Below are 18041 nucleotides of genomic sequence, written 5' to 3'. Positions count from 1 at the left end.
TAAATGACAAGAGCGGGATTTCAATAGTCAGCAGGTTTGTTTCTCAAAAAAAATCCCGGCGCTCTTAACGCCGGGATACACAAGTTATCAAATCGTGATATTTTTATATGATACTGTAGTTTATTAGCTTCAGGTAACCTCAATCATAAACTTTATATAATATCCAGTCGTGGGTTTCATAAACACGATGGAGTTTAAGTGCGCTGTTTGACTTCTTAATCACAGGCACATACCTGTTATTCAGCTGTGTAAAGCCGCTAACTTCGTTCTTTTCAGTCGCCAGTAATATATAGTCGTCGTACTTGTCAGGTGCTTCAATAGCACTCAAGAACTGGCTTTGGTAAGGTAGTGTTAATTTTTGAAGGCCATCTTTATCTTTAGTTAAAGCTACAATTGGAAAAGCAATCGCATCGTCAGCTAAAACGCGCGTGCCATCAGGCAATTTGCTGATATAATCGGCAAGGTCCTTATTTTCATCTTGGTGGGTATCAGCAGCCCGATTAAATAAAACCGTGATAAAGTTTTGTTCTTCAGCTATCGATGAGTTCTTCATGAAAATGTAGCCGGTATAAACTTGTACCAATGCTAACAAAGCCACAAGAGCTTTTAAAACTGTTTGATTTTTTATAGTTTGCGCTTTATATAAAATGCAAAGCAAGGCAAGCACAACAAATATCAGGTAGTACTCCTGCACCAAAAATACCTTGTCGTATTTAATGTGCAAAAATTCAATAAATGCAAACGGAGTTAATATAGTAAGCACTTGATACATGCTGTTTTTAAATAAGAATATGGCGACCAGGATCAATGGGCAAAATAACAGGACTCGCGCTGAGATTAAAATTGAGGTTTCCGGGATCTGGTAAACTGTACCGGTTGACAACTGGGCAAAACTGAGTTTATCAGACAACACCGTCCAGGTGGCATAGGGGCTTTCGCTAAAATAGTTCAGATCCTGCGCATGGGTTAGGTTTAGCAGCTTATAACATATGATGCAGGCCAGCGGCAGCACAAATAAAATAATGTAAAGGGCAAATGTTTTATTAACGAGTTTACGGCGAAGCGATGGATTATTGAAGCTGATAAAGAGCCTGAAGATAGATTCCTGCTCGCCCAGATTTAAACTTTTTACGGTGATTGATAACACCAACGGGATAAAGAATAAGGTAAGCCAGATGAACTTATAATCGCAAAAAATAAGCAACACCAAACTAATACTAGCTAAAGACACGTGGAAAGTGGTATTGGAGCGGTAAAACTTTAACAGGTTAAAAAAGAACATGAAGAAGAATACCAGCACCAGTGCAATTGACTTGCCTGAACAGGCCGCATATAGTATACCAGGGTGCAATATAAATATGATCAATAAGACAAACAGGTAAACGTCGTCTTTTGCCCTGTTTAGTACAGCGCGGCCGATTAAAAAAAACAATATCGCAGTGCATAGCGCAGATGCTATTACCGGGGCCAGTATAGTGCTGATAGATGAAAATATGAAAGACATATAGAAAGGCAGCATAGGAGCCGTTAACCCCATCACCTTCAATCTGTTGCCTGAACCATGCAGCACTATCATTGTTTTCTCTACATAAAACATGGCTTCCTGGCTAAAATAGCCAAGCCCGTTTAAGTAAATACCTAATACCAGGTAATAGACCGCCAGCAGTATGGTGATAAGTAACAGATATTTGGATTGATTTCTCATTTAACAACGTTTGTTGGACTGTTAACTTTACTAAGTCCGTGTTCAGTTTTCTCCCAGTAAAAGGGTTTCACTATTAGCTGATATAGACCTTTAAAGGCCGCAATGGAGTGCATTAACCAATACACCGGGTTGGCGATTGAAAATAGGATCAGTTCGTAATAGCGCCGTTTAAATACGGCCATCATGTTAATATATATCATTAATATGTTACCTACCATTAGGTTAAATATCGACATAAACAGGATCCAGTCCGGGAAAAATGTACGGATAGTGGAAAGGTCAAATACCAGGTAGCAAATGAAAATAGCCAGCAGAAACGGATATACCAAAAAGGTTAGAGGGGTAGCTCCAATAAAGAAGTTAAAGCCAAGGAAACCTTTCCAGCCCAGTTTTTTCCATAACGCCACAGGGTTGCGCATGTGCACCAGGTAAGTTTGCATATAACCTTTGATCCAACGCGAGCGCTGGCGGATCCAGTTAAACGGTTCGTTATTTGCTTCTTCGTAGGTAGTTGAGTTTACCACAGCAATTTTATAGCCTTTGGCATAGGCCCTCAGACCCAGATCGGCATCCTCGGTTACGTTAAACGGATCCCAGGCACCAAGTTCAACCAGCCTGTCCAGCTTAAAGTGGTTACTGGTTCCACCCAATGGAATTGGAATATCCAGTGTGTCCAAACCTGGCAGCATGTAATCAAACCAGTAAGAATACTCCAGCGTAAACATCCGCGTAAGGAAATTCTCATTACGGTTAAAGTAGTTCAGTGCGCTTTGGATACAGATGTAGTTTGACGGCAGCTTACTAAACATGGATACCACTTTCTTTAACTGGTCGGTATCCGGGATGTCTTCCGCATCATAAATGGTCAAATATTTACCGCGCGAGAAGTGGAGCCCATAATTACAAGCTTTTGGTTTTGTTTTTGGCATGTGGAACGGTACCACAACTACCTCAAAGATAGCCGGGAAGTCAAGGTTCCGCACAGCGTTAAGTGTTTTGTCGTCATCCTCTTCAATCAGCAATTTTATGTCGAGCTTTTCGCGGGGATAATCAAGTGCCTGTAAGTTCCAGATCAGTTTTTTTATTAGTTTATCCTCCTTGTAAACCGGCAGCAAAATAGTATAAATAGGTAACTCATCATCAACAATTTGCCGCAAGTCATCACGCGTTACTGCCTGGTGCAGCTCAAATCGCGATCCGGTGAGTGCCAAGAACAACTTAAACAAGATCGCCACCAAAAAGAACGTGCTGATGATCATGTTGATGATGATAGAGGTGTTTTTGAAACTAACCACCAGCCCGATGGTAACCAAACCCAACATGATAAAAAGGAAGGCCAGCTGGCCAGAAGAAAATGTTATAAATGCTGAGCTGTCCGGATCACGGTTTAAAAGCTCAAATACAGCCGATTTAACATATTTATCGCCGATGAGCTTGTGACTCAGCCAGGTGATATCCAGATCAGATGCTAGAATGATCTCCACCTCACAATCGTAAGTAAACCTGATGAAATCAAGGAATAGTTGGTTTGAGGGATCAGCCATTATAGTTACAACCCTGCCGTTCTCTATGCGTAAAGGCAGTGCAGCATGCTGATCGGCAAACTTTAATTCAATTTTACTTAATACTTCGGGGTCAAAAGGCAGATCCCTTATCTGCTGAAATACATAACCTGCATTTGTTAAGGAGCGGTCGTAATTTTTTCGGGAGATGTATCCGTAATTGAGGGCTATTTTTACAAATGACAACCCGGTTTTAGCGGATAAATCATTAATCTTTTCCCGATCTTGCCAAGATATAAAACCATCATTAACCAAAAGTTCAGGAATTGACATGTTATTTTTTTCAGTAAAATGTTAAAATAATTTTTTTAAGTAACCTTAGCCCTGTAAGGACCAAGGTTACTTATGTGATCAATTGAAAAGTGACCAAAAATTAGTCGTTATATAATTCCTGTGATCTTTGAACTCTTGAACGAACAAATAGGAATGACAGCAGGATCAACACCAATATACCAAGTAAGATATACAGATTATAAGTTTCCCAAAATTTGGTGATAGCGCTCTTGGTATCAATATATTCAAGGTTTTCGCTCGTTTTGTTAATGTTGAACAGGTATTTATTTGAGTTAACATCGGTTACGCAAACATTACTTGACAGCGTTGAAAGCTGTTCGGTAATGGAGCGTGACGCTGCCAAAAATGCTTCCGAAATATGTGTGCCGGTTGCGGTAAGCACCAGTGTTGCATTATTGCTGCGCCCGTAAAATATCTGGGCAAGGCCGTTTGATGTGGTGTCAGATAATGAATAAACTACCTTGTTATTTTCGGTGTTATATAACCGGAAGTTTTGATTAAACTGAATAGGTGCATCAGGAAATTGTTTCAATAAAGCATCATCCTTGCTTAATAAGGCTATGATGTTGTATTTCTTAAGGTCACCTGCCGGAATGTCTGTTGAATATGAAAATTCAGGGAAGTTATTTGAGTTAATGTTGTTATTCAGTTCGTAAATAATTTCACCAATGGCACCTGCAGCATATTTTGCGTAGTCTTTTGATACAACTATGCGGGTAGTACCTGTGTTAAATGCCTCAGGATATTGATAAAAGCTGAGTTCGCTTGATATAAAAGGATTTTTTGACTCAAGGTATGATTTATCCACATCAATCTCGCCAAAGAAATTAAGGAAGCTGTTTTTACACAACCCGTTAGTTGGGAAAAAACGGAATTCAGTTTCAAGCGTATTGTATTTGTGGTGCTGATACCGGTTAATAGTTACCGAGGTGTTTAATTTACCAGATGCGTCAAGTTTTTCACTGCTGATTAGCAAGCCATTAAGGTAAATGTTAAAGTACCCCCTGTCACCAGGGTTTAATCCGCTATAGTTACCTATAAACCTGATCTCAACTTCTTTAGGTGTAAAGTTAAAATCGCTGTTTTTAAAGGAAAAAGCGCTTTTTAACGAGCCGATACCTGAAAGGAAATCGCTGGTACCGCCAATTTGTTTGAGCGAAAGTTTTGAACGGTTTTCGTCAATATTTTTAAAGTAATCGTTCTGAGCGTGATCAATCAGCAGGTAGTCACCGAAAGTTGAATTCAGGATATTGATATTACCCAAAGCGGTAATCGCTTTTTCGTAACCTGCATCATCACCACCGCTTACAAATAATATTTCAGATGGAACAGCTGTTGTAGCAACAGTTTTATGTGCTACCATAGTACCTCGTTCATTAACCATCTGGGTTATGGTGTCTGTTGCAGTGGACATTGACTTCGCCAGGTAAAATATGCCCTCGTTTGATTGAGGCGATACTTTGATCAGCGAACGTTTGTCGTCAGGGAGCCGTTGCATGGTACCAACCTGTACATAGTTTTTAATACTGTCAGGCAACTGGCCGGCTTCAAAAACACTTATTTTTTTATTGGAGGTTCTTTTAAGCCTTGCATAAGCCCACGCCACAGCTTTTAAATCTTTTAAACTTGGATCTGAAGGGTAAACAATAGCTCTTTTTGAATCAAAACAATTACTGATATTAACATCATTTAAACCAGTTTTTGTGTTTTTAATTAATGACAGGTATGAATAATCTTTTACCTTAAGCCACATGCCCGGGTTGTCAAGGTCCTTACAAATGTCGTCGCTAATAGTTAGCAGCGTTTTGATTTGTATCTTCAGAAACTTATCAGGCGAAATGTCTTCACGGCTTAAATTAAGTGAAACTTTCTGAACACTGTCTTTTGTGAGATGGGCACTGTAAGCGGGTTTATTATTGATAATTATATTTATAAAGGAATGTTCCTTTAACAAGGCCTGCGAGGGCTCAAAATACAATACCAGCTTGCTGCCGTTTATTTCTACGGCGGGCGAAATCTTAACATAAATAGAACTGGCGCCGCTCATTCCGTAAATGGCGTCGTCACTGTGCCCTAATGATTTAAAGGACACAATACTCTGCGCCAATGATGCCTTACTTAAAAGAAATACAAGGGCTAATAAGGTAAAAAACTTCTTCATTGGTGTCAATATTAATTTATAACGTAAAATTCAACTTTAAAATAATTTCCGTGGTCATCACTACGGTAAGATAGTTCGCCGCCCATTTCCTGGGTCATTAGTTTCGCTATAGAAAGCCCCAGCCCTAAACGGTTTTCTGCATGTTCAGATGCCTCGCTTAAGGCAGTTAACTTATTAAACATTGCGGATAGTTCTTCTTCGCCAATTGGAATGCCTTCATCAATTATTTCAAAAACAAACTTTTGGCGCTGTAAGCTGGTTACAACCCTTATATTGTTGTTGGTTTGTGAAAATTTAATGGCATTTGATAACAGGTTTTGGAATACTTGCCCGGCGAAAACGCGGTCAAGATTAACATTTATCGGCGATTTTTGAATGTTGTCTATCAAATGAATGTTCTTCATCTGTGCAGTTTCTGTTAATCCCTTAAATACATGCTGAACTTCTGCATTGATGTTAAATACCTCCAGTTTAAATCGCATCTCCGGCGACTCAATCTCCTTCACATCCATTAGTTTGTTCAACAGGTATTGCATTTTATCTGCTGATTCTGAAATATAACCTATTAGCTCTACCTGGTCGGCACTCAGACGGTATTCTTCATCTTTAAGCATATTATTACTCATAATGATGGAGCCTGTTAAGTTCTTCAGATCGTGCCCTGCAATATTTATAAAGTTGTTTTTCTGATTGTCAAGCTTGCGCAGCTGCTCGTATTGCGCATCAATAATGTTGTTTTTTTCGGCGATGTCGCGGTTTTGGCCTTTAAGTTGTTCGTTTGATTTATTGATGAGTAATTGCGAACGTACATCCCGCTGAATTATCTTGTAACGGGCACCCGGCACGAAGCAGGAGATCAATGCAATAACAAAAAAGAATTGGCCGCCGTTACTAATGACAAGATCAAGCGTGTACTGGCTGAACAGTTCAAAAAATACAGCCAGCAACAGCATCGCTATCAATGCTTGTAAAACCGAATTAAACGGCTCCCAAAATACCATCAGGTTAAAGAACAGGAATATGGCGCCGTATAATAAATAATAGACGTTTAACTGTTGGATATCAACTATATTACACAATAGTGCTGATGTTATAGATATAATAAATAGCGAAATATGTAATAAATACCTGAAATTGTAGTTTTTACGTTGAAATAGGCTGTAAAGTGCCAGTATAATAAGGTCTGTAATTATACGAACAATGAAGAACTGCAACCAGACACTGCTGGCAAAAATAAAATCAACAATACTAAAAAGGGGATAAATGAATAATATCATCCAAATGATATTATTCGTCTGATACCAAGCCTTTTTTGAGATTTCTTTTAAAAGTTCTTCTTTTGTTAATTGAACAAGCATTCTTTGTTTCTTAAATTATGATAAGAATTTACTATCGATAAATTTAATCTTATAAAGTAAATCAAAATATTTAAATCGTTTGTAAACATGTTTTGCACATATAAACATATTGTACCTATTCAAAGACGTTTTATAAAAAACATATTTATACTTATGTTAATTACTAACTTCAGTGTCTTTATAGCAAAAAGTAATCCAACCCCTCCAATTTCCCGGTTATTGGCTTTTAAACGGGCTAAAAGCCTGGATAACGGAATCTCTATATCCTGGTATGAACAAACTTGGAATAAAGAGGTTTTAGCTAAAACGCCCTTAAAACCTGCCGATTTTGTTCTTTTAAAACAACTCGGTTTTAAAAGTCTCAGGCTCCCGGTTGCTTTTTCCCACTTTGAAGCGCAACAGATACCGGTTGAGCAATTATTTACCCACATTGATAAATTTGTTAAACAGTGCAGCTTTTACGGCTTCAAGGTAATAATTGATAACCACGGCGGTAGTTTGAACGACTCAAATTTCAGTGCAGAAACCCAAAAGCTTATCAATTTGTGGACTAAACTCACCAAACGATACCTGCACGTCAATCATGATGTCCTGTTTTTTGAGCTTTATAACGAACCCCCGCACATGAATCCCCAGATTTGGAAGGACGCTGCCTACAACATTGTTACCGCAATCAGAAAGGTTGATAAAGAACGTACACTCATCATAGGCGCTTCAAATTATAACAGCATTTATGAATTGAGCCGTTTTGTACGGCTTGCCGATGAAAATGTTGTGTACACCTTTCATTTTTATGAGCCTTTTTTATTTACACACCAGGGCGCGGAATGGGTTGGGGACCAGGAATCAACCGTAGAAGTGCCTTTTCCTTATAATACGGAAACGTTTCCCCCAATCAATCCAAAAGCAAAAAACACCGATGGTGAGAAAAATTACAACAAATATAAGTTTGATGGCAACGAACAGTCGGTGCGGGATAAACTGCAAATTGTTAAGGCCTGGTCTAACAAATATTACGTGCCCATCCTTTGCGGCGAGTATGGTGTGTACAATAAATATGCAGACCAGCATAGCAGGTGCCTTTATATAAAAACAGTACGGCTTACGTTAAATGCGCTGGATATACCCGGTATGATTTGGGATTATAATAGCAACTTTTCTATTTTTAACGGGCGGCCGTCACTTAACACGCTGCCCGACTGCATGAAAGATGCGATAGGGTACAACATGAAAAAATGATGAATTTATTGTGGTTATAAATAGCTAACTTTGAACCATAATAAGTTGTTATGAAATTTTTTGAAGAAAAGCGGCGCGAAGTGATGATGCATATTGAAAGGTTCATGCTTGAAAAAAAGGATGAATACTTAAAGCCCGTTGATACGATTTGGCAACCTTCTGATTTTTTGCCTGATTCGTCGCGCGATACTTTTTTCAGTGAAATTAAAGAACTCCAGGAAAGTGCCGCAGGCTTATCATACGATCTGATAGCCGTTTTAATAGGTGATACTATTACTGAAGAGGCATTGCCAACTTATGAGTCATGGTTAACCATGGTTGAAGGGGTATCTCGCGATGAAGCTGGTGGCTGGATGCAGTGGACCCGTCATTGGACCGGCGAAGAAAACCGCCACGGCGATTTGCTGAACAAATACCTTTATCTTTCTGGCCGCGTAAATATGCGGATGATGGAAGTATCAACCCAATACTTAATTTCTGATGGCTTTGATATCGGTACAGGGCACGATCCTTACCGCAACTTTATATACACATCATTCCAGGAACTGGCTACCAACGTTTCGCACCGTCGGGTTGCATCGCAGGCTAAGAAGCATGGCGATACGCTGCTGTCAAAAATGTGCGGTGTAATAGCCAGTGATGAGGCACGCCATGCCCGCGCTTATAAATACTTTATTGAAAAGATTTTTGAAGTTGATCCGAACGAAGCTATGCTGGCGTTTGAGGATATGATGCGCAAAAAGATTGTAATGCCGGCTCATTTTTTACGGGAGGTTGGTTTAAAAATCGGGCAAACCTTTGGTCACTTCACCGATGCTGCTCAACGCCTTGGCATTTATACCGCTGTTGACTACGTTGATATATTAAAAGAACTGATTGAAGACTGGCATATTGAAAGCCGGGTTGACTTAAATGAGTCAGGCGAAAAAGCCCGCGATTATATCATGAACCTGCCTGTACGTTTATTGCGTGTTGCCGAAAGGATGAAAAACCCGGGGCTTGAATATAAGTTCAGCTGGATAAACGGTTGAGTTCATTTAGGGAGCAGGTATAAATTAAAATTAATAGGTCCCTGGGGTAAAGCCTCCGGGATTTTTTATTTTGTTATAATTCTTTGCTGAATAAACAACCCCAACATTTGTTATCCCTCCAACGTTAGCGAAATACCCCCTTCGCCGGATAATTCTTCGAAGAGTAAATTGAGTATTGACTCTAACGTTATGGAGTTTACGTCATCAACGTAATGCTCCGAACGTGTAATATGCAGTTCGGTTCCGCTTATTTCAATCCGAAACAAAGTACCCTCATAAATTTCGGGCTGTGAAATTTCTACCGCATTATTACTGTTTTTAATAATAAAGCTAATGTCGCTTTGTTTTTGCCCGTGAAACAAAGGGTTTAATTTTTGCTGCAGCAGGTTAAGCAGTTGATCACTTGTTATAGTTTTATGGAGATCTAAAATTTTCCTGGCTGGTTTATTACTTTAATAATTACAAGTACCCGCTTATATTGTTTCGATATGGTAAATATCGCCAGGCAGCCACTTCCGTATCCGGCATAAATACCGGATATTTACTCATCAAACATCAACTATATGAAATATAAATTATTGGGCCGTTCAGGCCTTAAAGTTTCGGAACTGTGCCTTGGAACTATGGGTTTTGGCACCGAGGCAGGATGGGGCGCTGATAAGGATACCAGCTTTAAAATTATGGATACATTTGCAGAAGCTGGTGGTAATTTTATAGATACGGCCAATATATACAAGCTGGGCACCAGCGAAAAGATAATTGGCGAATATATCAGCAACCACGACCGTGATTACTTTGTGCTGGCTACCAAATATACTTTAAAAGATAACATCACCAATCCCAACGCATCAGGTAACAACCGCAAAAACATGATGCGCAGCGTTGAGGAAAGCCTGAAGCGCCTTAAAATGGATTTTATTGACTTGTTGTACCTGCACATATGGGATGATATTACCCCTATAGATGAAGTGTTGCGCGCGATGGATGACCTGGTTAAACAAGGGAAAGTAAATTATGTGGCTATCAGCGACACGCCGGCATGGGTTGTTGCGCAGGGAAACACGCTTGCCGAACTGATGGGCTGGAGCCGGTTTGTAGCCCTGCAGGTTGAATATAGCCTGCTTGCCCGCACACCTGAGCGTGAACTTATCCCGATGGCCAAACACTTTGGCATTACCGTTACTCCATGGGCGCCTTTGGCGGGCGGTGCCTTAACCGGCAAATACCTGCGCGGCGAACAGGGTCGCATCAAGCCTGAAAGTGTAAGGCTAAACGATCACAGTGCTGAAATTACCAGGGCTGTAGTAACCATTGCTGACGAGATCGGTATTTCGGCCAGTAATGTGGCTTTAAAATGGACTACTCAACAGGGATTTTCATCTATCCCGATTGTTGGGGCTACTAAAGTTGAACAACTGGCAGATAACCTTAAAACCGTGGATGTTGAATTAACCGCTGAACATTTAAAAAGACTGGACGAAGTAAGCGCCATTAAACTCGGCTTTCCGGGAGATTTTTTCAGAGAAGATGCTGTGCGGATAAATTCCTTTGGAGGTTTTTTTGAGAAGGTGGAAAAAAGGGCCTGATAGATAAATAGCCTTAGAAACGATTAAACCCCTGTTTTGAAGTTTTAAACTTTTAAACAGGGGTTTTTACTTTAGTGACGAGGTTTAGGGGCGCAATAAAATTAGTACTAAAATGATGATAACGCTAACCGTATTTTAACCCAATTTATGCGGGTGTTTTCCGCATCGATTTTGCGTAAAACCCGCAATTGTTAACCCGTGATATCTGTTTGTTGTCCAATAATTAAATATTGAATATTGGTTATGGGTTGGGGTGTCAGGGAATAAATAGGCTTAATAACCTCTTAAAATTAAAAACCCCGGAATGACACTGCACAACGGGGTTCTTAATTTTAATCAGGTTTTATTTTACTTCTGCTCTTCTTCTTCAGGCTTTTTATTCTCGCCTTCGGCTTTGCGGGCAACAATAGTTATTTCACCAGATTCTTTATCATAATCAACTTCCATGGTATCGCCTTCTGCAAGTTCGCCTTTAAGGATCTCTTCTGCAATCGGGTCTTCCAGGTATTTCTGGATGGCACGTTTTAATGGACGTGCACCAAATTGTGAATCATAGCCCTTATCAGCAATAAACTCTTTAGCACCTAAAGTAAGCTCAATTTTGTAACCTAAAATATTAACCCTGTTGAATAGGAAGCCCAGCTCAATATCAATGATTTTGAAGATTTCGTCTTTACCCAATGAGTTAAATACGATCACATCATCAATACGGTTCAGGAACTCGGGAGCGAAAGCGCGTTTCAGTGCGTTTTCAATTACACCCCTTGAGTGTGAATCGGCCTGGATAGTTTTAGCGCTGGTAGTAAACCCAACACCCTGTCCAAAGTCTTTCAGCTGACGGGCACCAATGTTCGAGGTCATGATGATGATAGTGTTCCTGAAATCAACCTTGCGGCCTAATGAATCGGTTAACTGTCCTTCATCTAATACCTGTAACAGGATGTTAAATACATCAGGGTGTGCTTTCTCAATTTCGTCTAATAATACCACTGCATAAGGTTTGCGGCGTACCTTTTCGGTTAATTGTCCTCCTTCTTCATATCCAACATAGCCCGGAGGCGCTCCCACTAAACGTGATACAGCGAATTTTTCCATGTATTCGCTCATGTCAATCTGGATCAATGCATCCTCGGTATCAAACATAAAACGGGCAAGCTCTTTGGCAAGCTCGGTTTTACCAACACCGGTAGGGCCCAGGAATATAAACGAGCCAATAGGCTTTTTAGGGTCCTTTAACCCGGCGCGGGTACGTTGTATAGCCCGGGTTAATTTTTTAATCGCGTCATCCTGTCCAATAATTTTGCTGCCTACGGTAGCCGCCATGTTCAGCAACTTAAGGCTATCGGCCTGGCCAACACGCTGAACCGGGATCCCGGTCATCATGGAAACCACTTCAGCCACATTATCTTCGGTTACTGTGTAACGTTTTGATTTTGTTTCAGCTTCCCAAATTGCTTTAGCCTGTTCCAATTCTTCCAGCAAATGCTTTTCAGTATCGCGTAATTTGGCAGCTTCTTCGTATTTCTGACTGCGAACAACCTTGTTCTTTTCTACTTTTATCAGCTCAATCTTTTGCTCAATATCCAAAATGTTTTGAGGCACGTGAATGTTGGTTAAGTGAACGCGTGAGCCCGACTCGTCCAAAGCGTCAATAGCCTTGTCCGGTAAAAAGCGATCGGTAATATAACGGGTAGTTAAATTCACACAAGCATTGATAGCTTCGGGTGTGTAGGTAACGCCGTGGTGTTCTTCGTATTTCTCTTTTATCCGGTTCAGGATCTCAATGGTTTCATCAGGGGTAGCCGGTTCAACCATCACTTTTTGGAAACGACGGTCTAACGCACCATCCTTCTCAATATATTGACGGTATTCGTCCAGGGTGGTAGCCCCAATGCATTGAATCTCACCGCGTGCCAAAGCAGGCTTGAACATATTTGAGGCGTCAAGCGAGCCGGAAGCACCGCCCGCACCAACAATAGTATGGATCTCGTCAATAAAAAGGATCACATCCGGTGATTTTTCCAGTTCGTTCATCACAGCCTTCATCCGCTCCTCAAACTGGCCGCGGTATTTGGTACCGGCAACAAGCGAAGCAAGATCTAAAGTAACTACGCGTTTGTTGAACAATACACGTGATACTTTACGCTGAACAATCCGCAATGCTAAACCTTCGGCAATGGCAGATTTACCAACACCGGGTTCACCTATCAATATCGGGTTGTTCTTTTTTCTGCGCGAAAGAATCTGTGATACCCTTTCAATCTCTTTTTCTCTGCCAACAATAGGGTCTAACCTGCCATCTTCAGCAGCTTTGGTCAAATCGCGGCCAAAATTGTCAAGTACGGGGGTTTTTGATTTAATGTCTGACACCTTTTTAGGCTGGCTGAATGATTCTTCTTCTTTAAAGTCATCATCCCCCCCGGTTGGTGAGCCGGGCATTTCGTCGGTTACATCGTTTTTATGCGACTCTACCTCGCTTTTAAAAATTTCGTAATTCACGTTAAACTGCATTAAAATTTGTGATGCGATATTATCTTCATCGCGAAGTATGGAAAGCAATAAATGCTCGGTTCCAATTACATCGCTTTTAAAAATTTTAGCTTCCAGGTAAGTGATCTTTAATACTTTTTCTGCCTGTTTTGTCAGCGGGATGCTGCCAATATGTACGTTTGTTCCTATAGTTCCTTTTACGGCATCCTCTACAGAGCGCCTTAATTTAGCTGTATCAACAGTTAATTCTTTCAATAATTTTATTGCAACACCATCCCCATCCCTTATCAATCCCAGCAAAAGGTGCTCAGTTCCAATATAATCATGCCCCAGGCGCAAGGCCTCCTCTCTGCTATATTGTATAACGTCTTTAACCCGTGGCGAAAATTTAGCTTCCATATATATCCTTCCGATTTATGAACGTCCTAATGTATTAAATTGTTTTAATAATCCGGACGTGTTGTTTTACACATATCAACAATATTATTGCCAAGTTTTTTGGTTGCACCTAAAGCAGACATTGCCGTGATAAACCTATTACTAAACTCAAATTTTGTTTAGCAATTTTATAAATAAAACCAACAATCGCAACAGATTCCTAAAAAAAAACGTGGATTTATAGCTTTTTGATATAATTATGATCAATTGGTTTAATTATAGATACGTTTATGACAACAACAAGGTACCAATGGCAGTTAAATAATTATTAATATGACATTAAGGCATAACTACGTTGCCGGGTGCGATAGTTAATTAATTTCTGTCACCCCGCTTACTTTTCTGCCCGCTTCAGCATAAACGCCAATTCCTCCTTGTCCGGTAATCTTTTATGCATCGCCCTATTGTCAAATACCATAACCTGGCTCTTGCTGTTGTTATATTTGGGCCATGCCGGCAGGTTAGCGCTGTTTGGATTTCCGTTTTTAATAAAATTAACCCAATAACCTGATACCTGGCTGGCCAATAGCCGGTCTTCAACTTTCCAGGGGCGGTGCAGAAATTTTAAGTTATCCATTACATAAGCAACCTCCCCGGTGTGGAAAGCGCCATATTTTTCAAAATCGGGCGTGGCGGGCAGCTTATGCTGAAAGTAATAAACATAAACGGGTTCTTTTGCTTTTTGTGCCTGCAACGTTGCCCATTTATAACCCGACATTGCAAATATCATATCCCTGCTTAACTTGGTTTGTGAGCGGGCGGCCTCTTCATCAGTACCGGCGGTAAAGTATTTAAAAAATTCGTCCGCATCACTGCCATATTGGTTTTTAGCTTCTTTTATAAAATCTTCTTTAGTTTTAAAAGCGCTTACAAATCCTTCGTCGGCATTCCAGCCTATAAGTAAGGGTACCTTGTTTTCCTTTCCTTCTGCAAAAATTTGCGAAACAGGCTCCGGCAAAACGTAACCGTCAACAATTGGGGCGTATCCACCGGGGATTTTCATCAAATCTGCCGTAGGAACTTTCCGTAATTCATCTAATGAATTTACATGCAGGGCTGCCGCAAGTTTGATTCCCTGTTGTTCCGCATCGTGCAGGTTGGTTGATTTGATCATAGGGTTTGATACCATTAACGAGCCGCTTTCGGCAATAGCTTTGTTGAACAGGCCTTTTGCCGCAGGGGATGCAACCAGGCAATTTACGCTCATGGAGCCAGCCGACTGTCCGGCTATGGTTACGTTGCCAGGGTCGCCGCCAAAGCTGGCGATGTTTTTTTTAACCCATTTCAACGCCGCGATCTGGTCGAGCAGGGCATAATTCCCGGACGCCTTGTCCGAAGATTCCTTAGTAAGTTCAGGATGGGCCAGAAAACCAAAAACACCTACACGATAGTTGATGGATACAAAAATTACTCCCTTTTTTGCCAGAGCCTCACCATCATAAATCGGCACAGCAGCGCCACCACTGCCAAATCCGCCGCCGTAGATCCAGACAAAAACCGGCTTTTTTACACCTATGGTATTTTTGGCCCAAACGTTAAGGTAAAGGCAATCTTCGTCAATAGGTTGTTCGGGAATAAGGAACTCGTTGGTGTAAACGCCGAAAGGTACCGGTTTTGGCTGCATGGGGCTGGGACCAAACGCGTCACATTTTTTTACGCCGGCCCAGGGTAAAACAGGTTGGGGTGCTTTCCAGCGCAGCCCGGCAACAGGAGGAGCCGCAAAAGGGATCCCTTTAAATGACATTACATCGCCCGATGCACTTTTTACGCCGGAGATTTCGCCGCCATCAACGTGGATAGTACCTGGTAAAACTATGATTACTGTTTTAAATTTAAAAGAATAAAACAGAATAGCAGCTGCGACCAGTAATGCGCACCCTGCAAAGGCGGATATTTTTTTCATTAAAAAAGGTTATAATGTGTCTTGGTGACGCAATATACTATTTTTAGTTAAGTCCGAATGCCGCGTAAACTGAAAAAAAACTCAAGGGTGGAATTAAGTATAGCACTTAAATTTGAAAATCTCTTTTTGATTTGCTGGTTTTTTGGCCTGGCGGATAAAACTTTATGTTTAAATCACTTTTTAATATTATTTAAAAAGTATAATTTGCAGCCAGATATCCCAGCCAATAAACCCTTTATAGAATAAATATGAAAAAACTATCCTTAGCGTTGTGCTGTTGTTTTGTTTCTTTTTTATCGTTTAGCCAAACTACAAAAAATGCACTGGCTATAATACCCGAACCGGTAAAAACAATAACTAAGCCCGGTCAATTTATTTTACCCAAAAATGTAACCATACAGGCTCCTTCAGGTGCCGGAACAACACAAGTAACTGATTACCTTAAAAAGAAGCTGACTGGTGCAACAGGCGCAATTGTTACGGTGAGAAGTAAATTTGCTGCTGCGGCAACAATTAAGCTGGTGCTGGCAACATCCGCCGATGCTGAACTTGGTAAAGAGGGCTATCACCTTTGGGTGGGTACCAAGGGTATTGTGATAAGGGCTACCGATCCGGCAGGTTTATTTTATGGCGTACAAACGCTGATGCAACTGTTGCCAAAAGAGATTGAAAGTACCGAAGTACACCACATTAAATGGACCGCACCTTGTGTTGATATTACAGATTATCCGAGGTTTGCCTGGAGAGGGTTAATGCTTGATGTGTCGCGCCATTTTTTTACTAAGGAAGAGGTAAAACAATACATCGACCAGTTGGTGCGCTACAAATTTAACTTGTTACACATGCACCTTACTGATGATGAAGGCTGGCGTATTGAAATTAAAAGCCTGCCACGTTTAACCACGGTTGGTGCTTACAACGTTAAAAAAGTGGGTGAGTTCGGCAACTTCTCGGCCCCAACACCTGATGAACCGCGCACTTACGGCGGGTTTTATACCCAGGATGATATTAGGGAACTTGTACAATATGGAAGAGATCGTTTTCTGAATATTATGCCCGAAGTTGATGTGCCGGGCCATAGCCTTGCAGCTGTAGTGTCATACCCTGAACTGTCATGCACCCCGGGCGCTGATAAATACCAGGTACGCTCCGGCGAGCACATGATGGATTTTGGACCAACAGGCATCAAGGCGCTGGTTGACAACACGCTTAACCCGGCCAGTGAAAAAACCTATGAGTTTTTAGATAAGGTTATGACAGAGGTTGCACAGCTTTTTCCGTTTGGTTATATCCATTTGGGCGGCGATGAGTGCGCAAAGAATTTCTGGGAGCAAAGCGCCGATGTTAAAGCGCTGATGCAAAAGGAAAATTTAAAGACTATGGAAGAAGTGCAGAGCTACTTTGAGAAACGGCTGGAAACAATAGTTGAATCAAAAGGCAAGAAATTTATGGGCTGGGACGAGATCATAGAAGGGGGCCTTGGCCCTAAAGCTGCTGTAATGAGCTGGCGGGGGATAAAAGGCGGTATCACGGCATCTAAGCTTGGCCATGAAGTGGTGATGAGCCCAACCACGTTTGCCTACCTGGACTATATGCAAAGCGACCGTGTAATGGAGCCACATGTATATGCTAGCCTGCGCCTCAATAAATCGTACCAGTTTGACCCGGTTCCTGACAGTGCAGACGCCAAACTTATACTAGGCGGGCAAGCCAATTTATGGACCGAACAAGTATTTAATTTCAGGCAGGCCGAATATATGACTTGGCCGCGCGGTCTTGCTATTTCAGAATCTGTATGGTCGCCAAAGGACAAGAAAAACTGGAATAACTTTTATCCGAAGGTTGAAAAACATTTTGCCCGGCTTGATGAGGCAGAGGTAAAATATGCGCCAAGCATGTACGATCCCGACTTTAAGCCAGGCATCAGCGCAGATAAGAAAATAAGCGTTGAGTTAACTAACGAAATTCCGGGTCTTGATATTTATTACAGCTTTGATAATTCATATCCCGACAGGTTTTATCCCAAATACACTGCGCCAATTGAAGTGCCAAAAGATGCCACGCAATTAAAGGTAATTACCTATCGCGGTAAAGAGCCGGTTGGGCGTATGATCAGCATGCCGGTTGCTGAACTCAAAAGAAGGTTGGGGAAAGCAGCGGAATAGTTATTAGCTTGATTATTTATAATCAAGCACTTAGTCCCGGGTGATAAGTTGTAAAAGTTTTTACCGACTTTTGGCTTACAGTCCGGGACTTTTTAGTTTTACAAAATAT

General features: G+C 41.1%; 11 protein-coding genes. 4 read left to right on the top strand and 7 right to left on the bottom strand.

Going from position 1 to position 18041, the window contains the following annotated elements; genetic code table 11:
• Nucleotides 1-139: 139 nt before the first annotated feature.
• The 4 genes from MuYL_RS19045 to MuYL_RS19030 all read right to left on the bottom strand — a co-directional run bounded on the left by MuYL_RS19045 (nucleotide 140) and on the right by MuYL_RS19030 (nucleotide 7080).
• Nucleotides 140-1705: a hypothetical protein gene (locus MuYL_RS19045; RefSeq protein ID WP_094572069.1), complete on the bottom strand. Its 1566-nt coding sequence runs from the start codon at nucleotides 1703-1705 to the stop codon at nucleotides 140-142.
• Nucleotides 1702-3540 (bottom strand): glycosyltransferase family 2 protein, encoded by a 1839-nt coding sequence (locus MuYL_RS19040; protein WP_094572068.1) that lies wholly within the window; start codon nucleotides 3538-3540, stop codon nucleotides 1702-1704. The genes MuYL_RS19045 and MuYL_RS19040 overlap by 4 nt, the downstream gene beginning before the upstream one ends.
• Nucleotides 3541-3640: 100 nt before the next feature.
• Nucleotides 3641-5722, bottom strand: a complete 2082-nt coding sequence (locus MuYL_RS19035) for a cellulose biosynthesis cyclic di-GMP-binding regulatory protein BcsB (RefSeq protein ID WP_094572067.1) — start codon at nucleotides 5720-5722, stop codon at nucleotides 3641-3643.
• Nucleotides 5723-5733: 11 nt separating this feature from the next.
• A complete protein-coding gene (locus MuYL_RS19030; RefSeq protein WP_094572066.1) occupies nucleotides 5734-7080 on the bottom strand; it encodes a sensor histidine kinase in 1347 nt (448 codons plus the stop codon).
• 153 nt (nucleotides 7081-7233) lie between these two features.
• Between MuYL_RS19030 and MuYL_RS19025 the strand changes: the two genes are divergently transcribed.
• On the top strand, nucleotides 7234-8319 hold the full coding sequence (locus MuYL_RS19025; RefSeq protein ID WP_157740976.1) for a glycoside hydrolase family 5 protein: 1086 nt from the start codon (nucleotides 7234-7236) through the stop codon (nucleotides 8317-8319).
• A 50-nt stretch (nucleotides 8320-8369) separates the two neighbouring features.
• Nucleotides 8370-9350: an acyl-ACP desaturase gene (locus tag MuYL_RS19020; protein WP_094572064.1), complete on the top strand. Its 981-nt coding sequence runs from the start codon at nucleotides 8370-8372 to the stop codon at nucleotides 9348-9350.
• Nucleotides 9351-9460: 110 nt separating this feature from the next.
• Here the strand turns inward: MuYL_RS19020 and MuYL_RS19015 are convergent, their stop codons facing one another.
• Nucleotides 9461-9712: a hypothetical protein gene (locus MuYL_RS19015; RefSeq protein WP_094572063.1), complete on the bottom strand. Its 252-nt coding sequence runs from the start codon at nucleotides 9710-9712 to the stop codon at nucleotides 9461-9463.
• Between the two features lie 201 nt (nucleotides 9713-9913).
• Here MuYL_RS19015 and MuYL_RS19010 point away from each other — a divergent pair, with 201 nt between their 5' ends.
• Nucleotides 9914-10936: an aldo/keto reductase gene (locus MuYL_RS19010; protein WP_094572062.1), complete on the top strand. Its 1023-nt coding sequence runs from the start codon at nucleotides 9914-9916 to the stop codon at nucleotides 10934-10936.
• 348 nt (nucleotides 10937-11284) lie between these two features.
• Here the strand turns inward: MuYL_RS19010 and MuYL_RS19005 are convergent, their stop codons facing one another.
• Nucleotides 11285-13825, bottom strand: a complete 2541-nt coding sequence (locus MuYL_RS19005) for an ATP-dependent Clp protease ATP-binding subunit (RefSeq protein WP_094572061.1) — start codon at nucleotides 13823-13825, stop codon at nucleotides 11285-11287.
• 373 nt (nucleotides 13826-14198) lie between these two features.
• Complete coding sequence (locus MuYL_RS19000) at nucleotides 14199-15767, bottom strand: carboxylesterase/lipase family protein (protein WP_094572060.1); 1569 nt, start codon at nucleotides 15765-15767, stop codon at nucleotides 14199-14201.
• A 248-nt stretch (nucleotides 15768-16015) separates the two neighbouring features.
• On the opposite strand from MuYL_RS19000, the gene MuYL_RS18990 reads away from it, so the two are divergent.
• Nucleotides 16016-17932, top strand: coding sequence for a beta-N-acetylhexosaminidase (locus tag MuYL_RS18990; protein WP_094572058.1), 1917 nt, complete (start codon nucleotides 16016-16018; stop codon nucleotides 17930-17932).
• Nucleotides 17933-18041 lie beyond the last annotated feature (109 nt).

The sequence above is a fragment of the Mucilaginibacter xinganensis genome (assembly GCF_002257585.1).
Classification (GTDB): Bacteria; Bacteroidota; Bacteroidia; order Sphingobacteriales; family Sphingobacteriaceae; genus Mucilaginibacter; species Mucilaginibacter xinganensis.
The sequence above is the reverse complement of the archived record's forward strand: the minus strand, read 5'-3'. Positions and strand labels throughout refer to the sequence as shown.

Coding starts and splice junctions, on each gene's coding strand:
- MuYL_RS19010 (WP_094572062.1), top strand. CDS start 9,914: ATGAAATATAAATTATTGGGCCGTTCAGGCCTTAAAGTTTCGGAACTG.
- MuYL_RS19030 (WP_094572066.1), bottom strand. CDS start 7,080: ATGCTTGTTCAATTAACAAAAGAAGAACTTTTAAAAGAAATCTCAAAA.
- MuYL_RS18990 (WP_094572058.1), top strand. CDS start 16,016: ATGAAAAAACTATCCTTAGCGTTGTGCTGTTGTTTTGTTTCTTTTTTA.
- MuYL_RS19000 (WP_094572060.1), bottom strand. CDS start 15,767: ATGAAAAAAATATCCGCCTTTGCAGGGTGCGCATTACTGGTCGCAGCT.
- MuYL_RS19020 (WP_094572064.1), top strand. CDS start 8,370: ATGAAATTTTTTGAAGAAAAGCGGCGCGAAGTGATGATGCATATTGAA.
- MuYL_RS19040 (WP_094572068.1), bottom strand. CDS start 3,540: ATGTCAATTCCTGAACTTTTGGTTAATGATGGTTTTATATCTTGGCAA.
- MuYL_RS19045 (WP_094572069.1), bottom strand. CDS start 1,705: ATGAGAAATCAATCCAAATATCTGTTACTTATCACCATACTGCTGGCG.
- MuYL_RS19005 (WP_094572061.1), bottom strand. CDS start 13,825: ATGGAAGCTAAATTTTCGCCACGGGTTAAAGACGTTATACAATATAGC.
- MuYL_RS19025 (WP_157740976.1), top strand. CDS start 7,234: ATGTTAATTACTAACTTCAGTGTCTTTATAGCAAAAAGTAATCCAACC.
- MuYL_RS19035 (WP_094572067.1), bottom strand. CDS start 5,722: ATGAAGAAGTTTTTTACCTTATTAGCCCTTGTATTTCTTTTAAGTAAG.